The following is a 17,581-nucleotide window of genomic DNA, read 5'->3' on the forward strand; positions in this document are numbered from 1 at the left end:
CTCGCGGTATGATTTCGGTCAGGGGGCTGGAGAAACGCTACGGGGACGTGACCGCCGTCGGCGACGTCTCCTTCGAGGTCGCCGAGGGCGAGGTGTTCGGCCTCGTCGGGCCGAACGGCGCCGGCAAGACCTCCACGCTGAAGATGCTCTGTGGACTCGTCGACCCCACCGCGGGAACCGTCGAGGTGAACGGCTACGACGCCGGCGAGACGGAGATGCGGCGCTCGCTGGGCTTCCTCCCCGAGGAGTCGCCGCTGTACGACGAGATGTCCCCGCGGTCGTACCTCCACTTCTTTGCGGACCTCTACGACGTCGACCGCGAAGACGCCGACGACCGCATCGAGGCCGCCCTCGACCGCCTCGACCTGGACGCCCGTGACCGCCCGGTCGGCGACTTCTCGAAGGGGATGAAGCGGAAGGTCGCCATCGCGCGCTCGCTCGTGAACGACCCCGACGTGCTCGTCTACGACGAACCCGCCAGCGGCCTCGACCCACTCACGACGAACACGGTCGTGGAGTTCACCCGCGAACTCGCCGTGAACGGCAAGACCGTGGTGTTCAGTGCCCACGACCTCCACCACGTCGAGAGCGTCTGCGACCGCGTCGCTATCATGCACGAGGGCGAACTCGCGGCGACCGGGACCCTCGACGACATCCAGCACGAGCACGGCCGGGTCGAGTACCGCGTGTTCACCGACATCGACGTCCCCGGCACCGAACCCGCTGGCGACTCCTTCGTCACTACCGTGGACACGATGGCCGACGTGGAGGCACTCCGGGAGTCCGCCCGGGAAGCCGGCGGCCAGGTCGTGGACATCCGCACCGACGAGTCCACGCTCGAGGACGTGTTCCTCGACGTGGCCGGCGCATGAGGGCGCGCAACGTCCTCCGCATCGCGCGCTGGGAGACGACGCGGAGCGCCGGCGACGTGGACCGCCGGACCGCCGTCGCGTTCGTCGTCGTCCTCGTTCTCCTGGCAGCACTCGTGCCCGCGTTGCTCACGTACGGACCGACGCCAGGGACGGGCATCTACCGGGTCGGCGTCGCCGACGACAGCCAGTACCGCGGAGTCGTCGAGTCGAACCCGACGCTGACCGCGGTCGACCCGACGGCCGACGCAGTCGAGAGCGGGCGCGCGGACGTCCTCGTCACCGACCGGGGCGTCGTCTGGGCCGACTCCGCGAAGGGCCGCGCCGCGCTGGCCGCGCTCCGGTCCGCGACCGTCGACTACAACGAACACCTGATGGCGGAGGAACCCAACGAGTTCGCGGCGTTCCCGGTCCTCGTCTCGCTGGACTACGTCGACCAGTCCATCTCCGTCACCGGCGGTGCAACGGACGGCGACCAGCAGACGGCCGGCGGTGGGTCGGACGGTGTCGACGGCGCGGAGCGCGTCGGCGGCGCGAACGGCGACGGAACGAGCGGAGACGCCGGCGAGGGCGGAACGACTGGGGAGACCGACGGTTCGACCGACGTCGCTGCGGGGCCGACAGGCGGACTCGGCGACCTGTTCGGCGAGCGCCAGAGCGGCACGCCCTCCTCGCTGTCGCCGCCGTTCCCGCTCCGGTCGCTGATACTCGCGTTCGCGTTCCTGCTCCCGCTGAACGTCGTCATCCAGGCGTACGGCTCCAGCGTGCTCGCCGAGCGGATCAACCGCCGGGGGGAACCGATGCTCGTCGCGCCGGTCTCCCGGGGTGACGTCGTCGCCGGGAAGACGCTGCCGTACTTCCTCGGTGCGCTCGCGCTCGTCTCCGTCATCGCCGTCGCCGTCGGCGCGGGGCCGCTGGCCGTGCTGGCGATAGCGCCGCTGGCCGCGCTGTTCCTCGCGGCGACGTTCCTCGGGGCGATGCTCGCGCGGTCGTACAAGGAACTCACCTTCGTCACGGTCACCGTCAGCGTCGCGTTCACCGCGTACGCGTTCGTCCCAGCGGTGTTCGCCGAGGTCCACCCCATCGCCGCCATCTCGCCGCTCACGGTCGTCGTGGACAGCATCACCGGTGCTGGCACGTCCCCGGGCGCGCTCGCACTCTCGACGGTGCCGCCCGCGCTCGCCGCGGCAGTGCTGTTCGGTCTCGGAACTGGCGTCTACCGCGAGGAGGACATGTTCACCCAGCTGCCGATCCCCGCGAAGTTCCTCGACGCGCTCGCAGCGCCGCTGACCGCGCGGTGGCGCGTCGGCCTCTGGACCGCGCTGTTCCTCCCGTTCGTCTTCGTCGCGGAGCTGTTCGCCGTCGCCGTGCTGTTCGTCGCGCCCGTCTCGGTGTCGGTGCCGCTGCTGCTGGCCGTCGTCGCCGTCGTCGAGGAGGTGGCCAAGAGCGTCCACGTCTTCGCCGGGTTCGAGCGCTCGCGCTTGTCCCGCACCACGCGAACCGCGCTCGTCGTCGGCGCGGCCTCCGGCGTCGGCTTCTTCCTCGGGGAGAAGCTCCTGCTGCTCGCCCAACTCGTCGGCCTGCCCGGCGTCGAGGCCGCGCAGTACGCGTTCTCCCCTGCAGCGGTCGGCCTCCCGCCGGGGGTGTTGCTGGTCGCACCGCTCGTGCTCCACGTCGTCACCGCGTGCATATCCGCGCTCGGCGCAGCACGCTCCAGGGTGGCGTACGTCGGCGCGTTCGCGGTGGCCGTCGTCGTCCACGTCGCCTACAACCTCGCGGTGGTGAGCGCCCTTGCGTAAACTCGTCCTCGCGAAGCGCACGCTCGGGTCGCTGCGCTCGGAGAAGACCATCGTGCTCGCGCTCGCCATCCAGCTGTTCATCGCCGCGTTCTCCTCGTTCCTGGTCGTCGGCCTCGTCTCGCTGTACGACCCCGGGTCGACGGAGGGCGCCTACGAGGTTCGGGTCGGCGTCAGCGGCAACGCCACTGGCGACGTCGCACCGGTCGTCGCCGCGGACGGTGCCCGCAGCGTGACGCCGTACGACTCGAGGGCCGACGCCGCGGCCGACTTCCAGCGCGGCCGTCTCGACGCGCTGTTGCACGCGACGGCCCACCCCTCCGGCAGGATCGTCGTGGAAGCGACGGCGCCAGACGGTTCGTTCCGCACCACGCTCGTCGTCGCGCAGCTAAAGGAGGCGCTGTCGGAACTGGAGCGGTTGCGCCGCGCCGACCTGTCGTCGTCCCTGGAGCGTCAGCCGCTCTCCCTGCCGCCCGCCCGGGGCTCGAACCCGTACTTCTCGTTCACCTACACGGTGTTGCTGCCGCTGCTGGCGTTCCTGCCGGCGTTCATCAGCGGGAGCGTGATGGCGGACTCGCTCGCCGAGGAGGCCGAACGCGGTACGCTCGAACTGCTCCGCGTCGCGCCGCTCTCTCTACCCGACATCGTCGACGGGAAGGCGCTCGCGCTGGTCGGCCTCGTCCCCGCGCAGGTGGCGCTGTGGCTCGCACTGCTGGCGTTCAACGGCACCCGAATCGCCGACCCACTCCCGGTGCTGGCGCTCGCCACCGGCGTCGCTGCAGTGCTCGTCGCCGCGGGCGCCGCGCTCGCGCTGGTCATCGGCGCGCGCCGCGAGGCCCAGTTGCTGTACTCGTTCGTCGCGCTCGGCGCGTTCGGCGCGGCCGCCCTGCTCCCGCAGAGCCCCCAGAACCTCGTCGCGCGCTTCGCCGTCGGCAGTCCGACCACCCTGACGTGGCTCTCGCTGGCTGCCGTGCTCGTGGCGGCCGTCGCGGGGTACGCGGCCCTCCGGCACGTCGCTGGACGATCTGCTGCCTAAGGTACTGCCCCTTCACTGCAACCCCGACCTCCTCCGCTCCTCGCTGCCGGCAGGCCAACGCCTTTAGTGGCGCACTGTGACTCGTTCCCATGGAGTACACGACGCTGGGCGACACCGGCACGGAAGTCAGCCGCATCTGCCTGGGCTGTATGAGTTTCGGTTCGTCGGACTGGCGGCCGTGGGTCCTCGACGAGGCGGAGTCCCGGGAGATCATCGAGCGCGCCATCGACCTCGGCGTGAACTTCTTCGACACCGCGAACATGTACTCGAACGGGGAGTCCGAGCGCGTCCTCGGGAACGTGCTCGCGGACTACGACCGCGACGAGCAGGTCGTCGCGACGAAGGGCTACTTCCAGATGGACGAGGAGGACCCGAACTCCGGCGGCCTCTCGCGGAAGGCTCTCGAGCAGGAGCTCGACGCCTCCCTCGACCGCCTCGGGATGGAGACGGTCGACCTCTACCAGACCCACCGCTGGGACTACGACACGCCCATCGAGCAGACGCTCGCGGCGCTCGACGACGCCGTCCGCCGGGGGAAAGTGCGCTACATCGGGACGTCCTCGCAGTGGGCCCGTCAGTTCGCCGAGGCGCTGCACACCAGCGATCTGCTGGGTTACGATCGCTTCGTCACGATGCAGAACCACTACAACCTCGTCTACCGCGAGGAGGAACGCGAGATGTTGCCGCTCTGCCAGCGCGAGGGAATCGGCGTGATGCCGTGGTCGCCGCTCGCCCGCGGCTACCTCACCCGCCCCCACGAGAACGTCGAGGCCACCAAACGCGGAGACACCGAGGAACACCTCCCCCAGCACCCCTACCAGGAGGGTGGCGGTCGGGAGGTCAACGAGCGCGTCGAGGAACTCGCCGCGGAGAGGGACGTGGAGATGGCCCAGATCTCCCTGGCGTGGCTGTTCCACAAGGAGTGGGTGGACGCGCCCATCGTCGGCACCACGAGCGTCGAACACCTCGAGGACGCCGTCGAGGCGCTGGATATCGACCTCTCGGACGCCGACATCGACTACCTCGAAGAACCCTACCAACCGGTTCGCGTCTCCGGCCACGAGTGAGGGATGCAGCCGGGCACGTACACGCTGGTCGTCTCGCTGCCTGCGTCCGACACGGTCGAGTTCGGCGCGAGGGGCGCCTACGACCTCGAGGCAGGCTGGTACGCGTACACTGGGTCGGCGTTCGGCGCGGGTGGGCTCAAACGCGTGCAGCGCCACTGTGACCTCGCGGCCGGCGACCGAGACGCGCGCCACTGGCACGTCGACTACCTCCTCGGGCACCCCGCGTCGAGCGTGGACGCGGTCTACGTCACCGACGACGAGGACGTGGAGTGCGAGGCCGCGCGCAGGCTCGCCGCCGCCGCGTCGCCGGTCGCGGGCCTCGGCGCGTCGGACTGCGACTGCGACACCCATCTCGCGTACGCGCCGAGCCGTGATACGCTAGCGACCGCTGCTGCGGCCGTCCACGACCGCGAACTCCCGTAAGCGTCACTCGGGGAGGTCGTGGAGGAACGTCTGGAACTCCAGGGTGCGCCCCTCCGGGTCCTCCCCGAAGAACTGGTAGATGTCGTACTGGTCGTTCTCGCGCGGGTCGTCTGTCGCGACGTCCGCAAGGGCAGCTCGCTTCTCGTCGACGGCGTCGCGACTGTCGTAGTACAGCGTGACGATGCCGTCGGTCTCCGGGTCGCCGTCGGTGTCACAGAAGCCGAGTTTGAGGTCGTCGTGGGCGAGGATGGTGCAGCCGTCCTGTTCGACCCACGGCTCGAAGCCGAGTCGGGTCCGGTAGAACTCGACGACGCGCTCGCGGTCCGCACTCCGGAAGAAGACGATGCCGCTCACTCGAGGGTCACCCAGTCGGTGGGCGTGTCGGTGATGCCGCGGACGCGCACCTCGCGCTCGCCGCCGTCCGTGATGCGGAGGTCGACGACGCCGTCGAACAGCTGGCTGATGGTGTTCATCGTCTGGTCGTCGTGGCTCTCCGGGTCGACGGAGAAGATTCCGAGCCACCCCTGGGTCTGGATCTGACTCGTGAACACGTGGAGGAACCGGAACAGCCGCTCGATGTCGACGTACATCAGGAGTGGAGACAGCGAGTCGAAGCCGACGCGGAGCCGGTCGACGCCCTGCTGGCTGGCGATGCTCGCCACCTCGGAGAACTCGATACCCATCCCGGTGAGGTCGCCCGGCGACGAGACGTAGCGCACGCGGTCGCCGTCCGTGGCGCTCCCACTCTGCGTGCTGACGCAGTCGACGAGCCGGAGGAACCCGGGGTCGCCGCCGAGGGCGTCCTCGTACTCGGCGAGCACCTCGTCGGCCGGGTCTCGGGAGGTGACCAGCACCGACCCTTCGCCGTCCGCGTCGCCGCGAGCGAGTAGCTCGAGGAGCAGGGCTCGCTTTCCCGACATCGCCGGCCCGCTCAACAGGAGGTTCGTCCCGTCGTCGAACCCCGCCGAGAGCGAGTCCGGCAACACCCCGTTAACGTTGTACGTCATCGTTGCAGAGCAAGCTTACGCCACGCGACGTTGTTCTGGAGAAACTGAACCGGAGACACATAAGTGTGGGCGGGTTGGCAACGATTTCGTCCGTCCGCGCACCACCCGACGCCCCGAAGACGGCTCACTCCGGCGAGACGCCGGCGATCCGGTTGAACTCCGCGATGTCCTCGTCGTCGCCGGCGACGACGAGCGCGTCGCCCTGGTGGATGCGGAACTCCGCGTCGAGCTCCGAGAGCACCTCGCCGTCCCGCTCGACGGCGATGACCGTACAGCCGGTGCGAGCCTGGATGTTCGCCTCCGCGAGGGTCCGTCCCTCGAAGTTCGGAGCGTCGGTGCGCACCAGGTCGACCTGTTTGTCGAGGGCCATCACGTCCTCGTTGAGCAGCGTCTGGGCGAGCATCCGGCCGGCGACGGTCGCCAGCGTGAGCACGTAGTCGGCGCCCGCGGCGTACAGCTTCGAGGCGCTCTCCGGGTTGTTCGCCCGCCCGAGAATCTCCACCTCGTCGCTGGCCTCTCGCGCGACCAGCGTCGAGAAGATTGTGTCCGTGTCGTCGCCGAGCGCGAGGATGAGCGCACTCGCCTCGTCGATGCCCGCGGCCCTGAGCGTCTCCTCCTCGGTCGCGTCGCCGACGACGTCCACCCCGTCGAGTTCCTGGCGGTCCACGACTGTGGTGTCGATGTTCTCGCGTTCGAGCACCTCCCCGACGGTCGAGCCGACTTCGCCGTACCCCGCGAGTACGACACGCTGGGTGTGGCGGGCACGTCCCTCCGCGAGCGTGATCTGTTTGAGCGCCTCGAGCTGGGACTCGCGGCCCGCGACGAGCAGGATGGTGTCCCGGGTGAGCGCGTGGTCCGGGTCCGGGGACGCGAAGAACTCACCGGAGAACCACGCGCCGATGACGTTCACGCCGGTGCGCTCGCGGATCTTCGACGCCGCCAGCGTGACGCCCTCCAGTTCGCTGTCGTGGTGGATGGGCATCTCCACGATCTCGAAGTCCGCGCCCAGCTCGATGGCGTCCCCGAGATTGGTGCTGACGGCGGTCGTCACCTTCTCCGCGAGACTCCTGCCGAGTAGCTGGCGGGGGTTCAGCACGCGGTCGACCCCCGCGTACCGGAGGTACTCCGAGAGCGACTCGTCCTCGACGAAACAGACCATCTGGAGCTCCGGCGCGAGTTCGCGCACCGTGAGCGCGATGGTGGCGTTCACCTCGTCGTCCTCGTCGATGACGATGGCGTCGGCGTGCGTGACGTTCGCGCCGAGCAGCCCGGCAGTCGACTCAGGGTCGCCGTGGACGACTGGGCGGCCGCGTTCCTGGAGTTCGAGTGCGCGCTCGCGGTCCCGTTCGAGGAACACGTAGTCGACGCCCTGCGAGTCGAGCTCCGTCACGAGCGTCTCGCTGCGCGGGCCGAAGCCGCAGACGACGACGTGGTCCTGCAGCGCGACACTCGTCGGCGGTTCGGCCGCGAGTCGCTCCTCGACCCACGGCACGGCGAACAGGGGGATGGTGAGGAAGATGATGAACACCGCGGTGATGTCCATGAAGTCCACGAGAGCGAGCATCGCGTCCGAGGACCACGGCGCGAACTGGCCGTACCCGGTGGTGGTGAACGTCTCCGTGACGAAGTGCAACGACTCCACCCACGTGACGGGCTCGTCCTCGAACGCCGCCATCCCGTACTTGAACGCGGCGGTGTACACCACCCCAACGGCGACGAGGAACGCGACGTATCCGAGTGCGCGCCGGTACTGTCGCAGCATCTGGCGGGGATACCGCTGCCGAGGACTTAAACCCTCGAAGTCGGGGAGCGCACCGCGCGGGCCGTCGCCGAGCGGGTCGGCATCGACCCCGAGAACGTCCGCGTGAGCGTCCTCCCCGACGAGAATGGCGACGCCGTCGACGCCATCCAGTCCGACGGCACGAAGGCGATGATGGTGGGCGACGGCGTCAACGACGCGCCCGCGCTCGTCTGGAGCCGCCATTCGGGGGCTACGATCTGACCGAGCCGGAAGCCAGTTCCGGGGGAACAGCGGGCGCGGTTACCTCCAGGTAACTGGCTCACACGACCGTTACCGAGTGCTAAAGGGGGTGGCGTCCCCAGTGGGTGTTAGATGAGCACGACCGACGAACTCGTCCAGGACCTGCCGCCCAGCGCGAAACTCGTCTGGAAGGTACTGGAGTACAACGGGGGACTCACGCAGAAACAGATCGTCGAGAACTCCCGGCTCTCCCAGCGGACAGTTCGGGACGCGCTCGACCGACTGCAGCAGGCCGACGTCGTCGAGAAGGACATCTACATCCCGGACGCGCGACAGAACCTCTACCGTCTCTCCCTCGACGAGGAGGAGGCCGAGACGGAGTCCGAGGCCGAAGTCGCCCTCGACTAGACGAGCGACGCCGCCTCTTCCTCGACGGGTTCGAGGTACTGTTCTCCCCACTCCGCCAGCGACATCACGACCGGTTCGAGGGACTCCCCCAGGTCGGTCAGCGCGTACTCGACGCGGACGGGTTTCTCGCTGACGATGGTCCGGGAGACGATGCGCTTGTCCGTCAGGTCGTCGAGACTCTCGGAGAGCACCTTGCTCGAGATGCCGTCGACCTCCGACTGGAGGTCGTTGAACCCGAGCGGACCCTCCGCCAGCAGTCGGTGGATGATGACGGGGTGCCACTTCTTCCCCACCAGCGACGCCGTCGCGGTGATCGAACACCAGCCTTCGCCCGGGCACCACGCGGGTAGCCGCTCGTTGTCGTCCATACTCGGCAGTTGGGACGCAGCCAAGTTAAGGCTACCTGAGGATAGCTACTTACCGGTAGGTAAGCCCTCGGTCGCTCCGCGGCCCGGGCGGGGCTCTCGATGGGAAACTGATACGGTCCGGCCGGACGTCCCCTCCGACGATGCCCTCCCTGCTTGCCCGCGCGTCCCGCCTCGCTGGGCGCGTCTCCGAGTACGCAGTCGTCCCCGCCGTCCTGACGCTGTTCGCGTTCGGGAAGGTGGCTGCCGCTATCGACCCGTCGAACGTCGGCGTGAACGTGAAGTTCGCCCTCCCCACGGACGTCGCCACGCTGTGGACCGTCGTCGACCCGCCGGCCCAGGGCGTCACGCTCCACAGTCCGACGCCGCTGCTGTTCGTGCCCATTTTCCTGGTCGTGGAGGCAGCGGTGGTCGCCGGCTACCTCGGCGGCATCCGGGACGCCCACCGCGACCGTGACCCCGACTTCCTGGCGGCCGTCGAGGACCACTGGCTCTCCATCCTCGGCGTCAGGGTCGTCCAGTTCCTCCTGTTCGGCGGCCTCGCGATAGTACTGTTGGCGGGCGGTGCCGGCGTCCTCGTGGTCGTCGGCCTCCCGCTCGTCTTCGTCCTCGGCTACCTGCTCTGGGCGGCACCCTACCTCGTCGTCCTGCGCGGTAGCGACGCCCTGACGGCGCTCGCGGAGAGCGCGACGCTCGCCCTCGACGGCGGCGACTACCTCGCGTTCTCGGCGGCGTACGCGGTCGTGGTGGCGGTCGCCTCCGTCGTGCTCTCGCCGCTGGTCACGAGCGCGGGCGTCGTCGGCGTCCTCGTCGGCACTGTGCTCGTCGCCTACCCGTCGCTCGTCGGGTCCGCGGCCGCCACCATCGTCGTCGACGACGTCGCGAGCGCCGCATCTCGCGGCGCTTAAGGGCGGCTACGGTCTACGGTGGGTCGTGCAGAACGTCACGGACCGGACGAGCAACCCATTCGACATGCGACCGCCGTGCGAAGCGTTCGTCCCGGGGTACGGCGACGCGAACGCGGACTTCCACGTGGTCGGCGACCACCCGGGCGTCCACGGCGGTGCCGAAACGGAGGTCCCGTTCACGGGGACGCCCGCTGCCGACCGCTTCCGGGACGTACTCGCCGCCGTCGCGCTGCTCGACGACGACGGCGAACCGTCGAACCTGTTCCTCTCGTACCTCCACGCCTGCGTCACCGATGGGACGCCCTCCGAGCGCGAGTACGCGGAGCTAGAGCCGTTCTTCGACGCGGAACTACGCGCCATCACCGCCCACGTGCTGCTTCCGGTCGGCGAGCGCGCGACCCGCCACGTGCTCCGGGAGTACACGGCGATCGACCCAGACGACGTGACCCTCGCCGACGTCCACGCCGAGGAACTCCACGGCAGCGGCTGGCTTGTCGTGCCCGCCCTCGACCCCGCGGAGTGGACCGACGAGGACGAGGCGGCGTACGTCGAGGCCCTCCGCGCCGTCCGCGGGTCGAACTACCAGCGGGAGGCCGACCTCGGTCGGTTCCTCGTCGGGTCCGAGCGGTACGTGGTCAGATAGTGATTTATCCGCCCGCCTGTTAGGCCGCGGCGTGCACCAGATCCAGTTGACGAACGCCGCCTTCGAGGGGCACAACAGCGTCTACCTCCTCGGGGCGGAGGACGCCGGCACACCGACGACGCTCGTCGACACTGGCATCGCGACGCCGGCCGTCGCAGCCGAACTCCGGGACGCGCTCGCCGACCACGGCGCGTCGTTCGATGCTGTCGACCAGGTTCTCCTCACGCACTGGCACCCCGACCACGCCGGCCTCGCTGGCGCCATCCAGACAGACGGCGACGCCACGGTTTACGCCCACGAGGCCGACGCGCCGCTGATCGCACACGACGGCGACGCGCTCGCCGCCGTTGAGTCCGCCCGGCTGAACTGCCTCGACCGTTGGGGGATGCCCGCGGAGAAGCAGCGCGAACTCGAGGCGGTCTTCGAGCGGCACGCCGGTCTCTCCGGGGACCCGGTGGACGTGACGCCCCTGAGCGACGGCGACACCGTCTCGCTCGGCGACTTTGACGTCGAGGCCGTCCACCTCCCGGGTCACGCCGCCGGCCTGGTCGCCTACCAGTTCGAGCGCGACGGCCGCCGCGAGGCGTTCGTCGGCGACGCCATCCTCCCGAAGTACACGCCGAACGTCGGCGGCGCGGACGTCCGCGTCGACCGCCCACTCGCGCAGTACCTCGCCAGCCTCGAACGCATCGAGGCCCTCGACTGGGACCGTGCGTGGCCTGGCCACCGCGGCCCCATCTTCGCGCCGAGCGCTCGCGCCCGGGACATCGCGGCCCACCACGACGAGCGAACCGAGCGCGTCCGTTCGGTGGTCACCGAGCAGGGTCCGGTTTCCGCGTGGGACGTGAGTGCGGAACTGTTCGGCTCGCTGTCCTCCATCCACATCCTCCACGGACCGGGCGAGGCGTTCGCCCACCTCGACCACCTCGTCCACGAGGGCGAACTGGCGGAGACCGACGACGGCTACCTGCTCGCTTGAGCGGCGGGTGTCCCGTTCCTCCCATCCAAACTGTCTTTGTTCGCGACCGTGGAGGTACGGACATGGTCGAGACTGAGTCGGACACGGAACTGGAACCGGGAGACGACGCGCCCGACTTCGAACTCCGAGGTACCGATGAGGAGACGTACGCCCTCGCGGACTTCGCGGACGACGAGGCGGTGCTGCTCGCGTTCACCTGCAACCACTGCCCGTACGCGAAGGCGAAGTTCGACGTGCTCAACGACATCGCCGACGACTACGACGACGTGGCCGTCGTCGGCGTCAACCCGAACGACGCCGAGGAGTACCCCGACGACTCCTTCGAACGCATGCAGGAACTCGTCGACGAGGGCACCGTCGACTACGACGCCTACCTCCGCGACGAGTCCCAGGACGTCGCCCGCGCGTACGGTGCGACGTGCACGCCCGACCCGTTCCTCCTCCGGAACGCGGGCGACGGCTTCGAACTCGCGTGGCAGGGGCGCCTCGACGACGCACTCAACCCCGACGACGAACCGACGCGCCCGGGCGGCGACATGCGCGACGCCATCGACAGCGTGCTCGACGGCGACGACGTAAAGAAGGGGTTCCTGCCGTCGCGTGGCTGCTCCATCAAGTGGCGCGAGGAGTGACCCCGGAAGCGGTGGGGGACAGTAGCGCTGAACGTCGGGAGTAGCCGCGGCGCGACAGTCGCACTCGGGTGGTCGAACACTCGACGAACACGGGGGTATTTGTCGCTGGCTCGTGCACCTCGGGCAGATGCACCGCTCCCTCAGGGACATGGCGACGACGGTCGGCAGTGTGGCGGTGTTGCTCGTCGTCGTCCTGCTGGTCTCATCGGACGCGAAGACCGCCGTCGCGCTGGGGGGCTTCTGCGTGGTCGGCTTCGTGCTCCACCGGGCCTACCGGTCGTCCAGGACGGTCGGCGCGATTCGCGCTCGCCTGTCTCCACGTGCGAACCGGGTACTCGGGGTGGCCGTCCTGCTCGCGGTCGTCCTCACTGTCGCTGACGACGCCAGCGCACTGGTCGTTCTGACTGCCGCGGGCCTGTTCGGCTACGTCGGGTACCGGGCCGGCAGCGTCCTCCGCGGAGCGTGGTACGGGACCGTCGGCGGCCTCCTCGGGTCCGTGGCTCTCGTCGTCCTCCTCGGCGTAGCGTTCCTCCTCGCGACCGTCGCGGGCGTAGAGGGAACTCGGACCCTCGCGCTCAAGACGCTGGTCGCACCGCAGGTAGTGGGATTCGTCACCCTCGTCTGGAGCGTCTTCGTGGTCGTCCTGGGCGGCCTCGTCGGCCTCGTCAGCGGGAGCGTCGGCGGAGCGTTCGCACGACTGTTCTGATGGCTCGTCGCCAGATTCGCGTCCCCGGAACTCCCGTGATTCGGACGCCGGTAGCTCTTTGGCCGTCGACCGTCACGGTCCGGCGTGACCCGTCGCGCGACGCTCTACGTGCTCGCCGCGCTCGCCAGCGGCGTCCTCGCCGCCGTGTTGCCGCCAGTTATCGCGACCGTCGTCGAGACGTCGTACCCGGTTCCTCTGGTCGTGGGGCGCGGACTGACGGCGGTCGCTGTCGCGTTCGCCGTCGCCGGTGGCTACCACCTCGTGACGTCCGTCGCGCTGTCGTCGTCGATGGACAGGCCCCGTCGCCACCGCGTCGAGTCCGTCCTCCGTCTCGTCGCCCTCGTCGTGGCCGCCATCGGGGTGCTCGGCGTCGTCACGGACCGCTGGGTGCCCGCGCTCGTCTCCCTCGGCGTCGCTGGCGTGGCCGTCTCGCTGGCGCTCCAGCAGCCACTGTTGAGCCTCCTCGGCTGGGTGTACGTGATGACCAAACAGCCGTTCCAGGTCGGCGACCGCGTGCGCATCGACGAGTCGAAGGGCGACGTCATCGACGTCGACTACCTCGTTACGACGCTGTGGGAGATCAACGGCGAACTCGTCTCCTCGAACCAGCCCTCCGGTCGGCACATCACGGTGCCGAACAGCGTCGTGCTGACGAGCCACGTCGTGAACTTCAGCCGCGAGGAGTTCCCGTTCGTCTGGAACGAACTCCCGGTGCAGGTGTCCTACGAGACGGACCTGGCGTTCACGCAGGAACTGCTCCGCGAGACGGCCGAGGCCCACCTCGGCGAGACGATGCACCGGGAGGTCGCGCGGTTCCGCGAGCAACTCGCGGAGACGCCGGTGGAACTGGAGGTCCAGGACCGCCCGAGCGTCAACATCGCCCAGAAGGAGTCCTGGGTGGAACTTCGCGTGCGGTACCTCGTGAACCCCAAGCGCGCCCAGCGCACCCGCAACGAACTGTACGAGCGCGTCCTCGAGAGACTCGCGGAACACCCCGAGCGCGTGAGCTTCCCGGTCAGTCGGAACCGCTGACGGCACAACCGCTAAGGCCGGGGCTCCCGACGTCTCGGGCATGAGTCTCGTGCTCGACGACACCGCAGCCGCGTTCCTCGCAGCGGCGAACCCCGACCAGTCGCCACTGCTCGCTGAGATGACGGAGTACGGCGAGACACAGGGGTTCCCGACAGTCGGCCCGGACGCCGGCCAGTTCCTCAGGGTCGTCGCGACGCTCGCGAGCGCCCAGCGGATCTTCGAGTTCGGCTCCGGGTTCGGCTACTCGGCGGCCTGGTTCCTCGGCGCGCTCCCGGCCGACGGCGAGATCGTGCTCACGGACTACGACGAGGAGAATCTCGACGAGGCCCGCGAGTTCCTCGGCAGGGCCGACCACGAGACGGACGTCCACTTCGAGGCCGGCGACGCCCTGGAGACCTTCGAGCGCTACGACGGCCCATTCGACGTGATCTTCCTCGACCACGACAAGGAACGCTACGTCGACGCGTTCGAGCAGGCGGTAGCGGACCTCTCCCCGGGTGGCGTCGTCGTCGCGGACAACATGATGGCCGGCCCCGTGGAGACGGGCGACGTGACCGCCACGCTCGACGGCGCGCCGGCGCCCGACGACATGACGGAAGGTATCGCGGCGTACGTCGAACACGTCCGCGACCACCCGGAGTTCGAGACGGCGTTCGTCCCGCTCGGCGAGGGCGTCGCGGTCAGCGTCCACAGGGAGTCCTGACGGTCAGGCGTCGGCTTCCGGGCCGGAGCGCTGCTTGAACGTCTCGACGCGGGAGAGCGCGGCGTCCTCGCTACCGACGGTGACGCGCTGGTAGGCCGACCCTTCGGGCGCCTGTTCGAGGCGGTCGAACGTGACAGCCCACTCGCCGCGCGCAGTCTGGCGCAGGCGAATCACGGCGTAGCCGTCCTCGCGCTCCCACTCGCGACCGTTCTCGCGGTCGAGTTCCTCCCACTCCATGGCTCGGCGTTGGGGCGAACGCGTCATAACGGTACCCAAATTCGACAGTCGAGGCGTTGCCGAGGCGTTCGTCCAGGTGCCCAAAAGTGTCGCCATGCTTAGAGTAATTCGTTACTCGGAATGCCTTTGCTCCCGCCGTTCGAGCATCCACGTGAGGCCATGAACGAACCGCAGCGACGGGAACTCCTCGGAGAGGTCCGGCGCTCGACGGGCACCATCGGCGAGGAGATGCCCGAGGAACTCGACGTACAGGGGACGACCATCGACGTCCGCGAGTTCGTCTTCGAGTGCAAGCGTCTAGACGCCATCCCGGAGGGCGAGCGCGACCGCATCGAGGACGTGAAGTCGAAGCTCCGTCGGGAACGCCTCGAACGCAAACAGCGCCTCGAACGGGAAGCCATCACGCTCGAGGAGGGGGAGGAACTCGTCGAGAGCATCCACGGGCTCGACCGGGCGCTCACCGCGCTCGACGGTCTGGACGAACCGGACATCGGCGAGCAACTCCGGCAGAAGGAACTCGAGGACGCCCGGGAACTGCTGGCGCTGCTGCGGTGAGGACGCGGCCGTCCACGGACTTTCCGTTGCGAGACGTATCGGGGGAGCGCCCCGAGAAGGGCCGCTTCCGCCCACGGCCCGCAACGAGCTTTTACGCGAACGAGCAGTATTTCTTGCCGAATGGCCGTCTACGAGATTGTCCTGGTACTCGTCGGTCTCGCCATCTTCGGGGCGGTGGTCCTGCCGCGGTTGCTCGCGAACAAACCGATGTCGTTCCCGCTGATCTACGTCGCCGCGGGAGTGGTTCTCTTCTCGCTCCCCCTCGGTGTCGAGATCCCCGACCCGGTGGAGCACGCGGACCTCGCCGAGCGGCTCTCCGAGTTCGTCGTGATTATCGCGTTGATGGGCGCGGGCCTGAAACTCGACCGCCCGTTCGAGTGGCAGTCCTGGTCGAACACGTGGCGACTCCTCGTCGTTACGATGCCGCTCACCATCGTCGCTGCCGCACTCCTCGGGACGAGCGTCCTGGGCACGTTACTTCCGACGGCGATCCTCCTCGGCGCCATCGTCGCCCCCACGGACCCGGTGTTGGCCTCGGACGTGCAGGTCACCCCACCGACCGAGGGGCTCGACGAGGACGCCGATCCGACGGAGCAGGAGGGAGAAGTCCGGTTCGCACTGACCTCGGAAGCGGGGCTCAACGACGGCCTGGCGTTCCCCTTCACCCACTTAGCCATCGCGGCGGCCGCCGCGTCGGGGGCGTCGTCGCTCGGCTGGATTGGTGAGTGGTTCCTCGTCCACGTCCTCTACGAAATCACCGTCGGTGTCGTCGTCGGCTACCTCACCGGGCAGGTGATCGCGCGCGTCATCTTCCGCGGGCCCGTCACGACCCAGCTCGGGAAGGTCATGGAGGGCGCCGAGGCCCTGGCGGCGACGCTCCTCACCTACGGCATCGCCGAACTCCTCCACGGCTACGGGTTCATCGCGGTGTTCGTCGCCGCGCTGGTGCTGCGCCACTACGAGTGGGAGCACGACTACTACATGGATCTCCACGACTACGCCGTAATGATCGAACGCATCGTGATGGCGGCGGTGCTGGTGCTGTTCGGCGGGGCCATCGTCGGCGGGCTCTTCGCCCCGCTGACGTGGCTCCACGCAGTCGTCGGACTCACCCTGGTCTTCGTGGTTCGTCCGGTGGCCGGGCTGGTCGGCCTGCTCGGAACCTCGCTGTCCTGGGGCGAGCGGTTCGTCGTCTCCTCGTTCGGTATCCGCGGGATCGGTTCGTTCTACTACCTCGCGTTCGCCCTCAACGAGGCGACGTTCGAGGAGATCGAACTGCTCGTCGCCGCGGAGGAACTGTGGGCACTGATCGGGTTCGTCGTCCTGACGTCGGTCGTCGTCCACGGCGTCACGGCGAACGCAGTGATGGACTGGCTCGACCACGGTCGGGACGGTTGAACCGACGGGATACACTACTCCTCGACGCGTTCGAGGACGACGCCGTCGGTGAAGCCGCCCCGCTCGGCGGCCTTCTCCGCCCGGATCGCTTCGAGTTCCTCGCTGCTCACGTCACGGGCCTCGCGGATGGCCGCCACCACTTCGAGGACGTCTGCGAGTTCCTCGACCGCACGGCTCTCGGCGTACTCGGTGGCCTCCTCGAGCAGTTTGTCGGCGAGGCGGTCGCGGTACGCTTCGCCGTCCACGCGGTGCGTGACCGGCGTCTCGTCGTCCTCGCGGACCACCTCGGGGATGCGGTCGCGTACCAGTTTGTCGTACTCGCGGGTCACGGGCAGCGAGTTGCCGGCCGGCGAGAAGAGCGTGTCGTTACTCGACGACTGCGAGCACTTCGTCGGCGTGTTCCTCGGGGTCGACGCCCTCGAAGACGGCGACGAGGTCGCCGTCCGGGCCGACGACGAACGTGTTCCGGAACGTCCCGACGACCTCGTTCCCGAAGATGGTCTTCTCGCCGTAGGAGTCGTAGGCGGTCGCCACCTCGCCGTCCTCGTCGTTCAGCAGGTCGAACGGGAGGTCGTACTTCTCCTGGAAGTCCGCGAGGTCCTCGACCGGGTCGTCGCTGATGCCGAGTACCGTCACGTCGCGGTCGGCGTAGTCGTCCCAGCGGTCCCGGAAACTGCACGCCTGCGTCGTACAGCCGGGGGTGTCGGCCCGCGGGTAGAAGTAGACGACTGTGTACTGGCCCTCGAAGTCCGAGAGCGCCACCGTCTCGCCGTCCTGGTTCGGGAGTTCGAAGCCGGGCGCCGTGTCGCCTTCTGCGAGCATACCGCGAGTTTGGA

22 protein-coding genes and 1 pseudogene are annotated in these 17,581 nt (G+C 69.0%); 16 read left to right on the forward strand and 7 right to left on the reverse strand.

The annotated features are described in order from the left end of the window. Window positions 1–8 precede the first annotated feature (8 nt). From LT965_RS13495 to LT965_RS13515, 5 genes are all read left to right on the forward strand, one after another. Entirely contained in the window at window positions 9–872 is an 864-nt protein-coding gene (locus tag LT965_RS13495; RefSeq protein ID WP_232701358.1) for an ABC transporter ATP-binding protein, read from the forward strand. After that, a complete protein-coding gene (locus LT965_RS13500) occupies window positions 869–2,668 on the forward strand; it encodes an ABC transporter permease subunit (protein WP_232701359.1) in 1,800 nt (599 codons plus the stop codon). Before LT965_RS13495 ends, LT965_RS13500 begins: the two co-directional genes overlap by 4 nt. Further along, complete coding sequence (locus LT965_RS13505; RefSeq protein WP_232701360.1) at window positions 2,661–3,701, forward strand: ABC transporter permease; 1,041 nt, start codon at window positions 2,661–2,663, stop codon at window positions 3,699–3,701. The genes LT965_RS13500 and LT965_RS13505 overlap by 8 nt, the downstream gene beginning before the upstream one ends. Before the next feature lie 89 nt (window positions 3,702–3,790). Continuing rightward, complete coding sequence (locus LT965_RS13510; RefSeq protein WP_232701361.1) at window positions 3,791–4,768, forward strand: aldo/keto reductase; 978 nt, start codon at window positions 3,791–3,793, stop codon at window positions 4,766–4,768. A 3-nt stretch (window positions 4,769–4,771) separates the two neighbouring features. After that, a complete protein-coding gene (locus LT965_RS13515) occupies window positions 4,772–5,191 on the forward strand; it encodes a GIY-YIG nuclease family protein (protein WP_232701362.1) in 420 nt (139 codons plus the stop codon). Between the two features lie 3 nt (window positions 5,192–5,194). Here the strand turns inward: LT965_RS13515 and LT965_RS13520 are convergent, their stop codons facing one another. From LT965_RS13520 to LT965_RS13530, 3 genes are all read right to left on the reverse strand, one after another. Next, complete coding sequence (locus LT965_RS13520; RefSeq protein WP_232701363.1) at window positions 5,195–5,545, reverse strand: VOC family protein; 351 nt, start codon at window positions 5,543–5,545, stop codon at window positions 5,195–5,197. Next, the gene (locus LT965_RS13525) at window positions 5,542–6,198 is read right to left on the reverse strand and encodes an RAD55 family ATPase (RefSeq protein ID WP_232701364.1); all 657 of its coding nucleotides are present in this window, start codon (window positions 6,196–6,198) and stop codon (window positions 5,542–5,544) included. Before LT965_RS13525 ends, LT965_RS13520 begins: the two co-directional genes overlap by 4 nt. Window positions 6,199–6,322: 124 nt before the next feature. Beyond that, window positions 6,323–7,960, reverse strand: coding sequence for a potassium channel family protein (locus LT965_RS13530; RefSeq protein ID WP_232701365.1), 1,638 nt, complete (start codon window positions 7,958–7,960; stop codon window positions 6,323–6,325). A gap of 45 nt (window positions 7,961–8,005) precedes the next feature. Here LT965_RS13530 and LT965_RS13535 point away from each other — a divergent pair. Together LT965_RS13535 and LT965_RS13540 are read left to right on the forward strand one after the other, a co-directional pair. Beyond that, window positions 8,006–8,167 (forward strand): annotated as a pseudogene (locus LT965_RS13535) (HAD family hydrolase); the annotation flags it as partial. Between the two features lie 144 nt (window positions 8,168–8,311). Beyond that, entirely contained in the window at window positions 8,312–8,587 is a 276-nt protein-coding gene (locus LT965_RS13540; protein ID WP_232701367.1) for a MarR family transcriptional regulator, read from the forward strand. On the opposite strand, the gene LT965_RS13545 is transcribed toward LT965_RS13540, so the two are convergent. Beyond that, window positions 8,584–8,955 (reverse strand): winged helix-turn-helix transcriptional regulator, encoded by a 372-nt coding sequence (locus tag LT965_RS13545; protein WP_232701369.1) that lies wholly within the window; start codon window positions 8,953–8,955, stop codon window positions 8,584–8,586. The two genes, LT965_RS13540 and LT965_RS13545, sit on opposite strands and share 4 nt — an antisense overlap. 140 nt (window positions 8,956–9,095) lie before the next feature. Between LT965_RS13545 and LT965_RS13550 the strand changes: the two genes are divergently transcribed. The 7 genes from LT965_RS13550 to LT965_RS13580 all read left to right on the forward strand — a co-directional run bounded on the left by LT965_RS13550 (window position 9,096) and on the right by LT965_RS13580 (window position 14,555). After that, window positions 9,096–9,860: a hypothetical protein gene (locus LT965_RS13550; RefSeq protein WP_232701370.1), complete on the forward strand. Its 765-nt coding sequence runs from the start codon at window positions 9,096–9,098 to the stop codon at window positions 9,858–9,860. 25 nt (window positions 9,861–9,885) lie between these two features. Beyond that, the gene (locus LT965_RS13555) at window positions 9,886–10,503 is read left to right on the forward strand and encodes a uracil-DNA glycosylase family protein (RefSeq protein WP_232701371.1); all 618 of its coding nucleotides are present in this window, start codon (window positions 9,886–9,888) and stop codon (window positions 10,501–10,503) included. Between the two features lie 31 nt (window positions 10,504–10,534). Then, window positions 10,535–11,482 (forward strand): MBL fold metallo-hydrolase, encoded by a 948-nt coding sequence (locus LT965_RS13560; protein WP_232701372.1) that lies wholly within the window; start codon window positions 10,535–10,537, stop codon window positions 11,480–11,482. A gap of 62 nt (window positions 11,483–11,544) precedes the next feature. After that, on the forward strand, window positions 11,545–12,114 hold the full coding sequence (locus LT965_RS13565; RefSeq protein ID WP_232701374.1) for a thioredoxin family protein: 570 nt from the start codon (window positions 11,545–11,547) through the stop codon (window positions 12,112–12,114). Between the two features lie 127 nt (window positions 12,115–12,241). After that, complete coding sequence (locus LT965_RS13570) at window positions 12,242–12,820, forward strand: hypothetical protein (protein ID WP_232701375.1); 579 nt, start codon at window positions 12,242–12,244, stop codon at window positions 12,818–12,820. 84 nt (window positions 12,821–12,904) lie between these two features. Further along, entirely contained in the window at window positions 12,905–13,852 is a 948-nt protein-coding gene (locus tag LT965_RS13575) for a mechanosensitive ion channel family protein (protein ID WP_232701376.1), read from the forward strand. A 40-nt stretch (window positions 13,853–13,892) separates the two neighbouring features. Continuing rightward, window positions 13,893–14,555 carry an O-methyltransferase gene (locus tag LT965_RS13580; RefSeq protein ID WP_232701377.1) on the forward strand — a complete coding sequence of 221 codons (663 nt, stop codon included), beginning with the start codon at window positions 13,893–13,895 and terminating at the stop codon, window positions 14,553–14,555. Window positions 14,556–14,558: 3 nt separating this feature from the next. Here LT965_RS13580 and LT965_RS13585 read toward each other — a convergent pair whose 3' ends face one another. Next, window positions 14,559–14,792, reverse strand: a complete 234-nt coding sequence (locus LT965_RS13585; RefSeq protein ID WP_232701378.1) for a DUF7543 family protein — start codon at window positions 14,790–14,792, stop codon at window positions 14,559–14,561. A 159-nt stretch (window positions 14,793–14,951) separates the two neighbouring features. On the opposite strand from LT965_RS13585, the gene LT965_RS13590 reads away from it, so the two are divergent. Next, window positions 14,952–15,347, forward strand: coding sequence for a DUF5788 family protein (locus LT965_RS13590; RefSeq protein ID WP_232701379.1), 396 nt, complete (start codon window positions 14,952–14,954; stop codon window positions 15,345–15,347). Between the two features lie 120 nt (window positions 15,348–15,467). After that, entirely contained in the window at window positions 15,468–16,745 is a 1,278-nt protein-coding gene (locus tag LT965_RS13595; protein ID WP_232701380.1) for a cation:proton antiporter, read from the forward strand. A gap of 14 nt (window positions 16,746–16,759) precedes the next feature. Here the strand turns inward: LT965_RS13595 and LT965_RS13600 are convergent, their stop codons facing one another. Next, the gene (locus LT965_RS13600; RefSeq protein WP_232701381.1) at window positions 16,760–17,074 is read right to left on the reverse strand and encodes a nucleoside triphosphate pyrophosphohydrolase; all 315 of its coding nucleotides are present in this window, start codon (window positions 17,072–17,074) and stop codon (window positions 16,760–16,762) included. A 37-nt stretch (window positions 17,075–17,111) separates the two neighbouring features. Continuing rightward, complete coding sequence (gene bcp, locus LT965_RS13605) at window positions 17,112–17,567, reverse strand: thioredoxin-dependent thiol peroxidase (protein WP_232701382.1); 456 nt, start codon at window positions 17,565–17,567, stop codon at window positions 17,112–17,114. Window positions 17,568–17,581 lie beyond the last annotated feature (14 nt).

This window comes from Halobacterium wangiae, assembly GCF_021249345.1.
Lineage (GTDB): Archaea > Halobacteriota > Halobacteria > Halobacteriales > Halobacteriaceae > Halobacterium > Halobacterium wangiae.